At 72.8% G+C, this 14673-nt stretch carries 15 protein-coding genes; 3 read left to right on the top strand and 12 right to left on the bottom strand.

Annotated elements, in window-relative coordinates; genetic code table 11:
• Positions 1–4: 4 nt before the first annotated feature.
• The 8 genes from G6W55_RS08405 to G6W55_RS08375 form a co-directional block, all read right to left on the bottom strand.
• Positions 5–715 carry a phosphoadenylyl-sulfate reductase gene (locus G6W55_RS08405; RefSeq protein ID WP_175520159.1) on the bottom strand — a complete coding sequence of 237 codons (711 nt, stop codon included), beginning with the start codon at positions 713–715 and terminating at the stop codon, positions 5–7.
• Positions 712–891, bottom strand: coding sequence for a hypothetical protein (locus G6W55_RS08400; RefSeq protein WP_175520158.1), 180 nt, complete (start codon positions 889–891; stop codon positions 712–714). Before G6W55_RS08400 ends, G6W55_RS08405 begins: the two co-directional genes overlap by 4 nt.
• Entirely contained in the window at positions 888–2585 is a 1698-nt protein-coding gene (locus G6W55_RS08395; protein ID WP_175520157.1) for a nitrite/sulfite reductase, read from the bottom strand. The genes G6W55_RS08400 and G6W55_RS08395 overlap by 4 nt, the downstream gene beginning before the upstream one ends.
• 127 nt (positions 2586–2712) lie before the next feature.
• Positions 2713–2796 (bottom strand): putative leader peptide, encoded by an 84-nt coding sequence (locus tag G6W55_RS39525; protein WP_309474722.1) that lies wholly within the window; start codon positions 2794–2796, stop codon positions 2713–2715.
• 127 nt (positions 2797–2923) lie between these two features.
• Positions 2924–3496, bottom strand: a complete 573-nt coding sequence (locus G6W55_RS08390; RefSeq protein WP_175520156.1) for a GNAT family N-acetyltransferase — start codon at positions 3494–3496, stop codon at positions 2924–2926.
• Positions 3497–3621: 125 nt separating this feature from the next.
• Entirely contained in the window at positions 3622–4995 is a 1374-nt protein-coding gene (locus tag G6W55_RS08385; RefSeq protein ID WP_175520155.1) for a hypothetical protein, read from the bottom strand.
• A gap of 193 nt (positions 4996–5188) precedes the next feature.
• Entirely contained in the window at positions 5189–6556 is a 1368-nt protein-coding gene (locus tag G6W55_RS08380; protein ID WP_175520252.1) for a GAF domain-containing protein, read from the bottom strand.
• A gap of 408 nt (positions 6557–6964) precedes the next feature.
• Positions 6965–8614: an acyl-CoA dehydrogenase family protein gene (locus G6W55_RS08375; protein WP_175520154.1), complete on the bottom strand. Its 1650-nt coding sequence runs from the start codon at positions 8612–8614 to the stop codon at positions 6965–6967.
• 171 nt (positions 8615–8785) lie between these two features.
• Between G6W55_RS08375 and G6W55_RS08370 the strand changes: the two genes are divergently transcribed.
• Positions 8786–9979: a YihY/virulence factor BrkB family protein gene (locus G6W55_RS08370; RefSeq protein ID WP_175520153.1), complete on the top strand. Its 1194-nt coding sequence runs from the start codon at positions 8786–8788 to the stop codon at positions 9977–9979.
• Between the two features lie 37 nt (positions 9980–10016).
• Here the strand turns inward: G6W55_RS08370 and G6W55_RS08365 are convergent, their stop codons facing one another.
• Entirely contained in the window at positions 10017–10853 is an 837-nt protein-coding gene (locus G6W55_RS08365; protein ID WP_175520152.1) for an NmrA family transcriptional regulator, read from the bottom strand.
• A gap of 118 nt (positions 10854–10971) precedes the next feature.
• Here G6W55_RS08365 and G6W55_RS08360 point away from each other — a divergent pair, with 118 nt between their 5' ends.
• Complete coding sequence (locus G6W55_RS08360; RefSeq protein ID WP_175520151.1) at positions 10972–11922, top strand: AraC family transcriptional regulator; 951 nt, start codon at positions 10972–10974, stop codon at positions 11920–11922.
• 10 nt (positions 11923–11932) lie between these two features.
• Positions 11933–12625, top strand: a complete 693-nt coding sequence (locus tag G6W55_RS08355; protein WP_175520150.1) for an AraC family transcriptional regulator — start codon at positions 11933–11935, stop codon at positions 12623–12625.
• On the opposite strand, the gene G6W55_RS08350 is transcribed toward G6W55_RS08355, so the two are convergent.
• From G6W55_RS08350 to G6W55_RS38300, 3 genes are all read right to left on the bottom strand, one after another.
• A complete protein-coding gene (locus G6W55_RS08350; RefSeq protein ID WP_175520149.1) occupies positions 12602–13009 on the bottom strand; it encodes a VOC family protein in 408 nt (135 codons plus the stop codon). The two genes, G6W55_RS08355 and G6W55_RS08350, sit on opposite strands and share 24 nt — an antisense overlap.
• Before the next feature lie 81 nt (positions 13010–13090).
• A complete protein-coding gene (locus tag G6W55_RS38305; protein WP_309243659.1) occupies positions 13091–13654 on the bottom strand; it encodes a peptide deformylase in 564 nt (187 codons plus the stop codon).
• On the bottom strand, positions 13651–14625 hold the full coding sequence (locus G6W55_RS38300) for a helix-turn-helix transcriptional regulator (RefSeq protein ID WP_217686650.1): 975 nt from the start codon (positions 14623–14625) through the stop codon (positions 13651–13653). The genes G6W55_RS38305 and G6W55_RS38300 overlap by 4 nt, the downstream gene beginning before the upstream one ends.
• Between the last annotated feature and the right edge of the window lie 48 nt (positions 14626–14673).

The raw sequence follows: 14673 nt of genomic DNA, 5'->3' as shown, positions 1-14673 counted from the left end.
GGGGTCAGCCGTGCAGTCCGCACTCGGTCTTGGCGCGTCCGGCCCAGCGGCCGGCGCGGGCGTCCTCGCCTTCGAGGACCCGGCGGGTGCAGGGGGCGCAGCCGACGGAGGCGTAGCCGTCCGTCAGCAGCGGGTTGGACAGCACACCGTGCTCGGTGAGGTACGTGTCGACGTCGTCCTGCGTCCAGCGGGCGATCGGTGAGATCTTGACCTTGCGGCGCCGCTCGTCCCAGCCGACGACGGGGGTGTTCGCCCGGGTCGGCGACTCGTCGCGGCGCAGTCCGGTGGCCCAGGCCGTGTAGCCGGCGAGCCCCTCCTCCAGCGGGCGCACCTTGCGCAGCGCGCAGCACAGGTCGGGGTCGCGGTCGTGCAGCTTCGGCCCGTACTCGGCGTCCTGCTCGGCGACGGTCTGACGGGGCGTCAGGGTGATGACGTTGACGTCCATCACGGCCTCGACGGCGTCCCGGGTGCCGATGGTCTCGGGGAAGTGGTAGCCGGTGTCGAGGAACACCACGTCCACGCCCTTGAGGACCCGGGAGGCCAGATGGGCGACGACCGCGTCCTCCATGGACGAGGTGACGCAGAAGCCCTTGCCGAAGGTGTCCACCGCCCACCGGAGGATCTCCAGCGCGGAGGCGTCCTCCAGATCGCGGCCCGCCTGCTCGGCGAGCGCCTTCAACTCCTCGGTGTCACGGTCTTCCTGAAGCGTCGTCATATCCGGTCCCCTCCCGGTTCGGTGCGCCGGACGCCCCGGGCGAGCAGCCCGAGGAACGTCAGCCTGAATGCGCGGTTGCACGCCGCGCATTCCCAGGCGCCGTGACCCTGCTCGTTGGGACGCAGGTCCTCGTCGCCGCAGTAGGGGCAGTGGAAGGGGGCGGCCCGCTCGCTCATGACAGGGCCTCCTCGTCGGCGCGCGCGGCCCAGGCGGCGAACCGCTCGCCGTCCTCGCGCTGGTCCTGGAACCGCTTCAGCACCCGCTCGACGTAGTCGGGCAGTTCCTGGGAGGTGACCTTCAGACCGCGGACCTTGCGGCCGAAGCCGGCCTCGAGGCCGAGCGCGCCGCCCAGGTGCACCTGGAAGCCCTCGACCTGCTCGCCGTTGCCGTCCAGGACGAGCTGTCCCTTGAGACCGATGTCCGCCACCTGGATACGGGCGCAGGCGTTCGGGCAGCCGTTGATGTTGATGGTGATCGGCTCGTCGAACTCCGGGATACGGCGCTCCAGTTCGTCGATCAGCGAGGCGCCGCGCGCCTTCGTCTCGACGATGGCGAGCTTGCAGTACTCGATGCCGGTGCAGGCCATGGTGCCGCGCCGGAAGGGGGAGGGCCGGGCGGTGAGGTCCAGCGCCTCCAGCGCCTCGACCAGCGAGTCGACCTGTCCCTCCTCGACGTCGAGGACGATCATCTTCTGCTCGACGGTGGTGCGGACCCGGCCGGAACCGTGCGCCTCGGCCAGGTCGGCGATCTTCGACAGCGTGGTGCCGTCCACCCGGCCGACCCGCGGCGCGAAACCGACGTAGAAACGTCCGTCCTGCTGCCGGTGCACGCCCACGTGGTCGCGCCAGCGCTCCACCGGCTCGGCGGGCGCGGGGCCGTCGACGAGCGTGCGGTGGAGGTACTCGGTCTCCAGGATCTGCCGGAACTTCTCGGCGCCCCAGTCGGCGACCAGGAACTTCAGCCGGGCGCGGGTGCGCAGCCGCCGGTAGCCGTAGTCGCGGAAGATGCCGATGACGCCCGCCCAGACGTCGGGGACCTCGTCCAGCGGCACCCAGGCGCCGAGCCGGACACCGATCTTGGGGTTGGTGGACAGTCCGCCGCCGACCCACAGGTCGAAGCCCGGCCCGTGCTCGGGGTGTTCGACGCCGACGAAGGCGATGTCGTTGATCTCGTGGGCGACGTCGAGGAGCGGGGAGCCGGAGATCGCGGTCTTGAACTTGCGGGGCAGGTTGGAGAATTCCCTGGTGCCGATGTACCGGCTGTGGATCTCGTCGATCGCGGGGGAGCCGTCGATGATCTCGTCCTCGGCGATGCCCGCCACCGGCGAGCCGATGATCACACGCGGGGTGTCGCCGCATGCCTCGGTGGTGGACAGCCCGACCGCCTCCAGGCGGTTCCAGATCTCGGGGACGTCCTCGATGCGGATCCAGTGGTACTGCACGTTCTGCCGGTCGGTGAGGTCCGCGGTGCCCCGGGCGAACTCCTGCGAGATCTCGCCGATCACCCGGAGCTGCTCGGTGGTCAGCCGGCCGCCGTCGATGCGCACGCGCAGCATGAAGTACTTGTCGTCCAGCTCCTCCGGCTCCAGGACCGCGGTCTTGCCGCCGTCGATCCCGGGCTTGCGCTGGGTGTACAGACCCCACCAACGCATGCGGCCGCGCAGGTCGTTGGGGTCGATCGAGTCGAAGCCGCGCTTGGAGTAGATCGTCTCAATGCGTGTCCGCACATTGAGACCGTCGTCGTCCTTCTTGAACTGCTCGTTGCCGTTGAGCGGGGTGAAGTGGCCCGCGGCCCACTGACCCTCGCCACGGTGACGGCTCACCTTGCGGCGGGGCGCGGAGGCAGCAGGGTTCTGCGGGGTGGCGGCCATGGTGAAATCGTCCTTCGGGACAGGCGGAAAGCGGCTCTGACCTGCGCGCACAGGCGCATGGGGCATGACTGCGCATCATTGCGCGGCAGGAAGCTCGAAGCGGAAGACGTCGGTGGTGCTGGGGCTCTCAGCTCACCGGACAGATGGCGCTGGACATGCGGCCGAGGTCGACGTGCCGCCGACTCACCAAGGCAATTCCAGTTCCGGACATGACGGAAGCGTGGCACGGCGTTCTGGACACAGTCCACCTTCGTCCGCGATGCGGACACCCTTGTCCCGAGATGCGAGACAAGGGTGGTGTCCGTCACAAGCTGCGCGCCACCTCTTGTCGGTGCAGGTCAGACAGGGTATGCACCCGGCCAGGGGCCCGGCGTGGACACCTCGCGCTGCTCCTCGACCTTGGTGTCGAACAGCGTGAACCCCCGGCGCTGGTAGTTCGCCATCGCGTGCTCGCCGTCCAGGCTGCACGTGTGCAGCCAGACCCGCTTGGTCTCCGGCAGTCCCGGCCAGCGCTCCGCGAGATCCCAGGCGCGGGCGGCGCCGTACGACAGCAGATGGCCGCCGATCCGCCGGCCGCGGAAGGCGGGGATCAGCCCGAAGTAGACGATCTCCACCACACCGTCGTCCTGCGGCTCCAGCTCGACGTATCCCGCGGGCGTGCCGTGGTCGTACGCCACCCAGGTCTCGACGCCCGGCCGCGCCAGATGCTCCGCCCAGCGCGCGTACGGCCAGCCCAGCCGGTCGATCCAGCGGATGTCGCCGCCGACGGACGCGTACAGGAAGCGGCTGAACTCGGGCGAGGGGATCCCGGCGCGGACGATCCGGACGTCGCCGTCCGGCGCGGCGGCCGGCAGCAGGTCGGTCGGCGCGGTCTGCTCCAGGGACCAGGTGGTCACGGGGATGTTCGTCATGCCGCCAGGGAACCACCCGGCCTGCGCGTCTGTCGATCGCGGCCGCGCCCGCGCCCCGGCGCGCGCCCCCTGGGCCCGCTCCTCGAAGGGCGTGCACCGCACCGCCGCGCACGCGCCCCGCCCGGCTACCGCACCGCCCGGGTCAGGGACATCAGCGGCAGGGCGAACAGCACCCGCTCGGACTGGGTCCACACCTCGCCGGTCTCCTGCCAGTAGGACAGGGACTCGGTCTGCGGACTCCAGCAGCGGTGGCTCTCCGCGTCGTCGCAGAGCGCGGGCCGGGCCGCCGGGTCGCCGCCCTTGCCGTCGGCGGGGCGCGCGAAGCCGCCGTCGCTCGCGTCGCCGTCGTCGTCCTCGCGGTCCGGGTCGACGGCCTGCCGCCACAGTTCGCCGTGCTCCTCGCGCGCCTCCGCCGCCCGGGTCACGTACCAGCCGCCCGCGTACGACAGGACGCCCCGCAGTCCGGTCACCTCCGTGGCGTACGCCTCCGACGCCTGTACGAGCCCGGTGTCGTCGGCCGCGAGCAGCCCCTCCTCGCCCGGGAGCGTACTGAAGGGCCAGCGCCACAGCCGGGCGTCACGGTCCCCGTCGTCCAGGGTCCACTCGCCGGCGACCAGGCTGTCCGGCGCCGTACTGCGGTCGAGGGAGACCGTCGCGGGATGCGCCGCGCCCTTCGCGTCGCTCAGCCGGTAGCCGGCGATCGCCGGAAGGACGTAGCGGGCGCCGTGCGCCGACCAGCCGCCCGGCACCCGGCCGACCGCCTCGGACTCCACGGTGGCGCGCTGCACCCGGTTCATGTCGTACACGTAGAGCGCGGACCGGTCCCCGTCGTCGGCGGTGACCAGCAGCTTGTCCTGGTACCAGACCATCCCGGACACATGCGAGACCAGCCCCCGGTAGTCCCGCCCGCCGTCCACCGGCACGGCCAGCAGCGCCCAGGTGTAGGAGAGGTGACCGAGGTCGTTGGCGTCGACGAAGGCGACCCGGGCCAGCCCCCGGTCGGCCGCCGTGCCGCCGCTGCGGGACCAGGCGGAGAGGATCACCCGGTTGGTGCCCCACACGCCGTCGTCGTCCGCGTCCCCCGAGGTGGTGACCGCGCCCGGCCGCCAGCCGTCGGTGTCCTGCGGGTTCCAGCAGTACGCGCGGGTCGCCGCCGGGGAGACCGGCAGGGCCGCGCGCTCGTCGGAGGTGCAGTCGACGCCGTCGCGCAGGGTGTGGTCCGCGCCCGCCAGCACCGCGCCGACCCCCACCGGGCGGCCCATCGCCCCGGCGAGCCGGTCCAGGGACGCCTGCGGCACCAGTTCCTCGGTCAGCCCGAGCGGGACGGTCTCGGCGGCCGACGTCAGCGGCTTGAGACCACCCGGACCGTCGTCGGTGACCGTCGCCTGGGAGGCGCTGATCAGGGTGGCGGCAGCGGTGAGCGCGAGGGCGGTTCCCGTCAGGAACCCGCGCAGCGCCCTGCCTCGCCTGCGCCGACGGTGTCGGCCGCGATGTCTCATTCGTCCTCCCGAGTCGGGCCAACTGCGCCTGTTGATCCGTACGTTGATCGAGGAGCAGGTGGGGTGACCCGTGGAGGAATGCTACGGCAGCCGACCCGCGTCACGGCCGAAGACCGCGCAAATACACCGAAGGTGGCACCCGGTGCAGCGGCGCGGCCACGGTGCGCACACGGGGACGGCACCGCGGACCCCGTCATGAACTTCCGTCCCGCCGCGCCGTGTCGGGGCCCGCCGTGTCCCGCCCAGGGGTGCCCGGCCGCGCCGTGTCGCGCCGCGGGGTGTCCCGCCCCGCCGTGTCGCGGCCCCGGACCACCGCGGGCGCCGTCGAGTGCGGCAACAGGTCCCGGGGATCGGCCGGCAGCAGCACCTCGACGTCCGCCTCCTCACGGAAGCGGTACGGCCGGTGCTCCAGGAACCCGCCCAGATACCGCCGTACCCGGGACAGCTCGGCCCGGACCGTCACCCGGCGCGCCGGGTCGCCGAACATGTCCTCGGCCAGCCCCGACGCACTGCGCCCCTCGCGGCGCACCGCCAGCAGATACAGCAACTCGGCGTGCCGGGGCGTGAGTTCGTGCGACCAGTCGCCCGCGCCGCCCGCCACCGACACCGACCAGCGGCGGGGCCGGCTCAGATCCAGCACGATCCGGGTGCCGCCCGCCGGCGCAGGTTCGGCGCTCTCGGGGGAGGGCCGAACCAGCCAGCCCCCGGCCAGCGGCTCCAGCACGCACGGCCCCAGCGCGGGCAGCTTGCAGGGGCCCGCCGACGGCGACTTGGGCAGCGCGATCCGCCCCGGGTACGGCATCCCGGTCACCGCCGCCGTCCAGCCGTCCGCGTCCACCACCGCAGCCCGGCCCCCGAGCCGCGCCAGCACCGGCGCCGCCACGGCCCGCAGCCGCTCCAGCGAACGCGTGTGCAGCTCCCGCAGTCTGGCCTCGGCGAGCTTGGCCACCGCGTCCACCCAGGCGAGCGTCGCCGGATGCATCGTCTCCAACGGGCCGCTCACATCGACCACTCCGAGCAGCCGCCCGTCCCGCGGATCCGTGATCGGCGCGCCCGCGCACGTCCACGCGGCGTGCGACCGTACGAAGTGCTCGGCGGCGAACACCTGCACCGGCCGCCGGACCACCGCCGGAGTCCCCACCCCGTTGGTGCCGACGGTCTCCTCCGCCCAGTCGGCGCCCAGTTCGAAGCCGAACCCGTCCGCCTTGCGCAGCACCTGCCCGCTGCCCTCCCGCCACAGCACCCGGCCCTCCGCGTCGGCGACGACCATGATGTGGTGGGCGACGTCCGCGACGGACAGCAGCCCCTCGCGCAGCACCGGCAGCACGTCCCGTAACGGAGACTCCTCGCGCCGCCGCCGCACCTCCTCCGCGCTCAGCAGCCCCGCCCGGACGTCGTGCTCGGGATCGACCCCGCTGCGCAGCATCCGCCGCCAGGACTCCTCGATCACCGGGCGCGGCGCGACCGGGGTGCGCTGACCGGCCAGGGCCGCGTCCCGCACCTCGTGGAGCACCCGCGCCGCCCGCGCGGCGTCCACGGCCGCGAACCGCGGCACGTTCATCGGCGGACGGGCCACAGGAGCCTCCCGGGGAGCGCGCTGACGGGACGACCGGATGTCAAGTTCCTGCGCCGACTGTTTCCGGTCTTGTCGGCGGTCCCCATCTTGCCGTCCACGGGGGACGGAAGGGACCACTCCGGTCACAACCACCGGGAAGTTGCAACCCCCTGCAACCCTGGTGAACACGCGTACCGTGTCCGAAACTTGAGGCACGCCGTCCCGAGCGGCGATGCCGGCCTCGCAGGGCCAAGGCTGCGGGGGTGGTGCCGTGTCGGCGCAGCACCACCCCCGTGACCTGTCGCCCACCGACCGGACCACGCCGGGCCGCCCCTCGTGTCGGTCGCGCGGGGCCGCCCCTGGTGTCGGTCGCGCGGGGCCGCCCCTCGTGTCGGTCGCGCGGGACGCCCCGGCTCAGGCGTACGGCGCGGCCCGCTCCACGATCGCCGCGAGGGCCGGCCCCGGCGGCAGCGTCCCGAACGCCCCGCCCCCGTCCCCGCCCAGCCGCGAGGCGCAGAACGCGTCGGCGACCTCCGGCGGCGCGAACCGCACCAGCAGCGCCCCCTGGAGCACCAGCGCGAACCGCTCCGCCAGCCGCCGTGCCCGCGCCTCCACCTCGCCCAGATCGGCCAGTTCCGTCAGCAGCCCCTTGATCGCCCCGTCCAGCCGGTGATCCGCGCCCCGGGCCGCGCCCACCTCCTGGAGATACGCGTTCAGCGCCGCCGGCTCCCGGCGCAGCGCCCGCACCACGTCCAGCGCCTGGATGTTGCCCGCGCCCTCCCACACCGAGTTCAGCGGCGACTCCCGCACCAGCCGCGGCATCCCGGACTCCTCGACGTACCCGTTCCCGCCGAGACACTCCGCCGCCTCCACCACCAGCGGGGCGCACCGCTTGGTCACCCAGTACTTCGCTGCCGGCACCGCGATCCGCAGCAGCGCCCGCTCCCGCTCGCTCCCGTCGTCGTATGCCGCCGCGAGCCGCAGCGCGAGGGTCGTCGCCGCCTCCGACTCCACCGCCAGATCCGCCAGTACGTTGCGCATCAGCGGCTTGTCCACGAGCTTCCCGCCGAACGCGGCACGGTGCGTGCAGTGGTGGACCGCCTGCGCCACCGCCTGCCGCATCAGCCCGGCCGAGCCCAGCACACAGTCCAGCCGGGTCGCCGCCACCATGTCGATGATCGTGCGCACCCCGCGCCCCTCGGCACCGACCCGCCGCGCCCACGTCCCGTCGAACTCCACCTCGGCCGACGCGTTCGACCGGTTGCCCAGCTTGTCCTTGAGCCGCTGGAGCAGGAACGGGTTGCGGCTGCCGTCCGCCAGCACCCGCGGCACCAGGAAACACGTCGGACCGTCCTCCTCGGCCGCCCCCGCCGTCCGGGCCAGCACCAGGAAACCGTCCGACATCGGCGCCGAGCAGAACCACTTGTGCCCGGTCAGCGTGTACGTCCCGGCCTCGGCGAGCGGCGCCGCCACCGTCGTGTTGGCGCGGACGTCGCTGCCGCCCTGCTTCTCCGTCATCCCCATCCCGAACAGCGCCCCCGCCTTCAGCGGGGCGGGCCGCAGCTCACGGTCGTAGATCACCGACGTCAGCCGTGGCTCCCACTCGGCGGCCAGCTCAGGATCCGCGCGCAGCGCCGGCACCGCCGCGTGGGTCATCGACAGCGGACAGCAGGTGCCCGCCTCGACCTGCGTCCACACCAGGAACCCCGCCGCCCGCCGCACATGCCCGCCCGGCCGGACCCAGGCCGCCGTCAGCCCCGCCCCGACCCCCTTGCCGAGCAGCCGGTGCCACGCCGGATGGAAGTCGACCTCGTCGATCCGCCGCCCGTACCGGTCGTGCGTGCGCAGCCGCGGCGGATACGCGTTCGCCTGCTCCGCCCACTCCTGGAGCTGCGCCGCCCCGGCGGACCGCCCCAGGGCCGACAGCTCCCCGCGCGCCTCGTCGAGCAGCTCCGGAGCGAGGTGGCGCTCGACCGCGGCCACCAGGGCCCGGTCGGTCCCGTAGACGTCGTAGCCGGTCAGCGGAGGGGGCTGATTGGTCACCGTGTGCGTCCTGCCTGCCATACCGCGAACCTACCCCCGGGTACGGCGGTCATGACCGCCGTACGACAGCGCGTCGCCCCCGCCGACCGGTGGTCCGTCACCCCGCCGACCGGTGGGCCCGTCACCCCGCCGACCTGTGGCACGGCGCCGCCGGAGGTGAGTACGGACCCGAACGGCGGATACCTTTAGGGCGTGCAGCCAGCAAGTCAGTCATCCGAGCAACCTGGGAGCCCCTCCGGGCGTCTCCACCGGGCGCGTGCCCTCTACCGGAACGTCTCCAAGCGCAGGACCGCCTGGCTGCTGCTCAAGGACACCGTCAACTCCTGCATCGAGTACCGCATCCTCGGCCTCGCCGCCGAAGCCGCCTTCTTCACCCTGCTGTCCGTGCCGCCCCTGCTGCTCAGCCTCATCGGCCTGCTCGGCTACGTCGACGACTGGACCGGCACCGACTCCATCAGCAGCCTGGAGAACAACCTCATCGAGGCGTCCCGCACGGTCCTGTCCGACAAGGGAGTCAGGGAGATCGCGCAGCCGATCCTGGACGACGTGATGAAGGGCGGCCGGCCCGACGTCATCTCCATCGGCTTCCTCTTCGCGCTCTGGTCGGGATCCCGGGCCGTGAACGTCTTCATCGACACCATCACCGTCATGTACGGCCTCGACGGCGTGCGCGGGATCGTCAAGACCCGGCTGGTGGCGTTCCTGCTGTTCGTCGCCGCCCTGCTGATCGGCTCGGTCGCGCTGCCCCTGATGGTGGCCGGTCCGGACGCCGTGGTGCGGATCGTGCCCTGGTCGACGACCGTGGTCCAGGTCCTGTACTGGCCGGTCGTGATCGTCCTGTCGATCGCCTTCCTGACCACGCTCTACCACGTGTCCGTGCCCGTGCGCTCCCCGTGGATCGAGGACGTCCCCGGCGCCCTCGTCGCCCTCGCCATGTGGGTGCTCGGCAGCTTCCTGCTGCGCATCTACCTCACCAACACCATCGAGGGCGCCACGATCTACGGCTCCCTCGCCGCGGCCGTCGCCGTCCTGCTGTGGATCGGTGTGTCCGCCTTCGCCGTGCTGGTCGGCGCCGCCGTCAACGCCGCGATCGACCGGGTCTGGCCGGCCGCCGCCACGGCCGCCGCCCGCGCCGCCAACGAACGCCAGCGGGAGGAGGAGGTCACCGAGTACGTCGCCCGGCTGGCCGCCGCCCGCTCCCACGAGGACGACGACCCCGACGACCCGGACATGCCCTCCGAGTTCCCCGAACGCTGGTCCCGCTTCCTCCCCCCGGACGACGTCACGGCCCGCCTGCGCACCCACGCGAGAACCGCGCCCAAGGGGCATGGGCAGCAGCAGGAGCACGGGCAGGGCGGGGAGGACGACTTTCCGAGCGGCAAGTAGGGGGTTCCCGGCCGGTGTGTGAGGGGGCTCCCGCGGCTCAGGCTTTCCAGGCCCCGGCGTCCGCCGCCTCCCGCGCGTACTCCGCGAAGTCCCGTGGCGCGCGCCCCAGCGTCTCCCGGACGCCGCCGTCCGACAGATACGCGTTACGGCCGTCCAGCAGCGACCCGAACAGCTCCACCAGGAACTCCACCTCCCGCGGCGGCACCCCGAACCCCGCGAGCCGCTCCCCGTACTCCCGTGCCGGCACCGGCGTGTACGTCAGCTCCCGGCCCGCCGCCCGGCCCACCTCGGCGACCGCCTCCCCGAACGTCAGCAGCCGCGGCCCCGACACCTCCAGCACCCGCCCCTCGTACCGCTCGCCCGCCGTCAGCGCCGCCACCACCACCTCGGCGACGTCCCGCAGATCGACGAACGGCTCCCGCACCTCCCCGCCCGGGAACACCAGCTCACCGCCCAGCCGCAGCTCCTCCACCAGCGGCCCCTCACTGAAGTTCTGCGCGAACCACGCCGCCCGTACGACGGTCCAGCGCGCCCCCGGCACCCGCACCGCCGCCTCCGTCGGCAGCGCCTGCTCCTCGCCCCGCGCGGACAGCAGCACCAGCCGCCGCACCCCGAGCGACACCGCCTCCTCGGCGAACAGCCCGACCAGCCGGGCCGCCTCCGGGGAGCCCACGTCCGTCGGGAACACCAGGAACGCCGCGTCCGCGCCCCGCAGGGCCGGCTCCCACGTCGCACGGTCCCGCCAGTCGAAACCCCGCGCGCGGGAAGCCGCCCGCACCGTCAGACCCGCCGCCTCCGCGGCCCGCGCCACCCGGGCACCCGCCCGACCGGTCGCCCCGGTCACCACCACCGTCATGCTCGTTCGTGTCGTCATGCCCCCAGTGAATCGCCGTCCGCCGCGCGTTCCCATGGCCGAAAGGCTCATTCCCATAAGCGCGCGTCCACGCCTCCAAGCGTGCGTCCACGCCTCGGCGCGCGTCTACGCTGACCGCATGGACGCTCTCGCAGGACTCCTCGAGGGCCCACGCGCGCGTGGCGCCCTCATGATCCGCGCGTGCTTCGACCCGCCGTGGTCCGTACGCGTCGAGGACGGGGCACCGCTGACCGTGATGCTCATGGTGCGCGGCGAGGGATGGGTCGTACCGGACGACGGGGAGCGGATCCGGCTCACCGCCGGTGACCTGGCCATCGCGCGCGGACCCGCGCCGTACACCTGCGCCGACGACCCGGTCACGCCCCCACAGGCCCTGATCCTGCCGGGCGGACGGTGCGCGTACCCCGACGGACGCCTGCTCAACGGCTCCATGGACCTCGGCGTCCGCGCCTGGGGCGACCGGCTCGACGGCTCCACGGTCCTGCTGATCGGCACCTATCTGATGCGCGGCGAGATCAGCGCCCGGCTCCTGGACGCCCTGCCGCCGCTGCTCTCCCTCACCTCCCGGGAGTGGCCCTGCCCGCTCACCCCGCTGCTGATGGACGAGATCGCGCGCGACGAACCGGGCCAGGAGGTCGTCCTCGACCGGATGCTCGACCTGCTGGTCATCGCCGCCCTGCGGGCCTGGTTCGCCCGCCCCGAGGCGGCGGCCCCGGCCTGGTACCGGGCGCAGGCCGACCCGGTCGTGGGGCGCGTCCTGCGGCTCGTCCAGGACGATCCGGCCCACCCCTGGACGGTCGCCTCCCTCGCCGCGAAGGCGGGCGTGTCCCGTGCCGCCCTGGCCCGCCGCTTCACCGCCCTCGTGGGCGAACCCCCGATGACCCACCTCACCGGCTGGCGGCTCGCCCTCGCCGCCGACCGGCTGCACGCCACCGAGGAGACCATCGGCGCGATCGCCCGCCAGGTCGGCTACGGCAGCGCCTTCGCCCTGTCCACCGCCTTCAAGCGCATGTACGGCGTCAGCCCGCAGGAGTACCGGGCACGGGAGGCGAGGCCGGGGGCGGCGTAGCCTGGCGTACGTGTACGAGGAACGGCCCTCCCGGCTGTCCGGCGCGGTGGTCTGGACGAACACGCCCACCCCGTCGCCGGGGCGCAGCACGTCTCCCGTCCTGCCGGACGGCTGCATGGACCTGCTCTGGCACGAGGGCACGCTGTTCGTGGCGGGCCCCGACACCCGGGCGTACCACCCCGACGGCCCGCCCACGCCCTGGACCGGCATCCGCTTCTTCCCTGGCACGGCCCCGGCGCTCCTGGGCGTCCCCGCGCACGAACTCCTCGACCGCCGAGTCGAGTTGACGGACCTCTGGCCCGCCGCGGAGGTACGCCGCCTGACCGCCCGGATCGCCGCCGCACCCCACCCGACGACGGCCCTGGAGAACCTCGCTTTGGAACGGGCGGCGCCACCCGACCCGCCCCTGCGCCGACTCGTCACCGCCCTCGCCTCGGGCCGCCCGGTCGCCACGGTCGCCGACGAACTGGACCTGTCCAGCCGCCAGTTGCACCGCCGCTCCCTCACCGCCTTCGGCTACGGCCCCAAGACCCTGGCCCGCATCCTCCGCCTCCAGCACGCCCTGGCCCTGGCCCGCGAGGGCCTGCCCTACGCCGACACGGCAGCCCGCTCCGGCTACGCCGACCAGGCCCATCTGGCCCGCGACGTCAAGGAGTTCACGGGCCGAACGCTCGGATCCCTACTCGGCGGCCTCAGCGGCTAGCGGGGCGAACAGATCGACGGCGTTGCCGTCCGGGTCGTGCACGACGGCGTACCGCTGCCCCCAGAAGGCGTCCCACGGCTTCAGCTCGCCATGATGACCGGCGCCCACCAACTCCTCGTACACCGCGTCGACCTCGTCCGGCCCGTCACAGCGCAAGGCGAGCGCGTGCCGCCCACTGCCGACCGGCGCACGCCACCCCGGATGGAACGACCGCACGGTGTCCTCGGTGTCCAGCAACAACCGCAACCCACCGGCCACCCCGGCCTCGGCATGAGCCTCCCGCTCGGCCCCCTCGGGAAACGCGAACCCCAGCCGACGGTAGAAGGCGACAGCGGCGGCCATGTCGGAGACGACCAGCCCAATGGCATCGAATCGTGTGCTCATGGGGCCACGGTAGGAAGGAACCGGCCGACAGGTCTTGAAGAAAACGGACAGGACAGCGCGGGGAGCTTCTCTCGCCGGCCGTCACTCGTACGCCCAGGCCCGGCCGGTCTGCCGGTACTCCTCCACCGGAATCGGATCGACCCCGGTTCTCATGCGGGTGGTGTACAGCAGGCCGTCAAGATGGTCGACCTCGTGGTGGATGAGGCGGGCGAGGCCACGTTCGTACACGGCGGTGACGGGTTCGCCGGTCAGAGCCGTGGTCTCGACGGTGATCCTCAGGGGGCGGGGGACGAGGCCGCGGACGTCGAAGAAGCTCAGGCAGCCTTCGTACTGCTCGTCCAACTCGTCGGAGCGGGAGGTGATCCGTGGGTTGAGCAGGATGATGGCCGGGGCGTCGCCGGGCGGCTGGACGACGGCGGCGGCGCGTCCGATGCCGATCTGTGGAGCGGCGATGCCCATGCCCTTGGCGAAGGGGTGGACCCGGCCGATCCGTTCCATGGCGGTGAACAACTCGTCCGTGGTGCGCTCGGCCTCGTCGCGTTCTGCGGGCAGGTCGAAACCGCGGGCCCTTTCGGCGAGGATGCCGGCTCCGTGCTGGACGACGCCGAGGTCTCGCATCTGCTGACTGGGCCGCACGTCGGTCACCTGAACTCCCCTTGATTCATGTCGCGTTCGGGCCGTGCCCGAAAACGCCACTCCAGACGGTACCGAGCGTGCAGGGCAGGTGTGGTCGTGATCCACGTGAACCGCCTTAGCTCCCCGTCGTCGCTGAGCACAGGCGGGGTCCGCAGCGGAGAGGCTTCGGCGGTCATGGACGTCTCGGTGCCCCACACGACGGGGTCGAGCGCGGTGAGGAAGACGAGTTGGACTTCGAGCTGTTCGGTGGGCAGGCGTACGGCCCGCTGGAACCAGTTGCCCCACTTGTCGTCGCCGACGGTGTAGGCGTACTCGATCCACACGGACTCACCCGGGTAGAGCGGGAAGCGGCCGTGCTCGTTGTCGAACACCAGCCAGACTTCCTTGAAGGCGTCGCGGTCGTGTTTCACCTGCCAGCTCATCGCCTCGCCCCGGCAGGTCGCGGCGAGGGCGAGTTCGTCCCAGGTCAGCGGGTGGGCCCGGTAGTGCGCGTTGGAGCGCTCGGGGTCGCCGGGGTAGCGGTCCACGGAGATCCGGATCAGGTACCGGGTCACCGGTTCATCGCCGGTGTTCCGCAGTCGGCGGCGCATGGTGAGCCGGTACTTGCTGCCGTCGTACTGGAGCCGTGCCGCGTCGTGTTCGACGACGAGGGCCGATCCGGTCGCGTACGGCTGCTCGGGCCTGCGCTGGGCGGACGGAGCGGCTGCCGGACGTCGGGTACGGGCCCGCACCTGCTCGTATTCGCACCAGCGCCGCCAGATCGCCTTCCCGGCGTTCAGAGCTTCGTCGGCGAGGCGTGAGAACTCCTCGCTGGGCTTGTGACGGCCCGACTCGACATGGCTGACGTAGGACGGGTCGAACCCCATGGCCAGTGCCAGCGCCCGCTTGGACATTCCGCGTACTTCCCGCCACCGTGCCACTTCGGCCGCGTAGTCCCCGGCCGCCTGCTCGACGGTGATCTCGTCGCCCTGCGCGTCCATCGAACGCCGCCCCCGCGTCACTTGTTGGTGAGCATGAATGAACCGTGA

Origin of the sequence: Streptomyces sp. CAI-85, assembly GCF_013363615.1 — a bacterium.
Taxonomy (GTDB): domain Bacteria; phylum Actinomycetota; class Actinomycetes; order Streptomycetales; family Streptomycetaceae; genus Streptomyces; species Streptomyces antibioticus_B.
The sequence above is the reverse complement of the archived record's forward strand: the minus strand, read 5'-3'. Positions and strand labels throughout refer to the sequence as shown.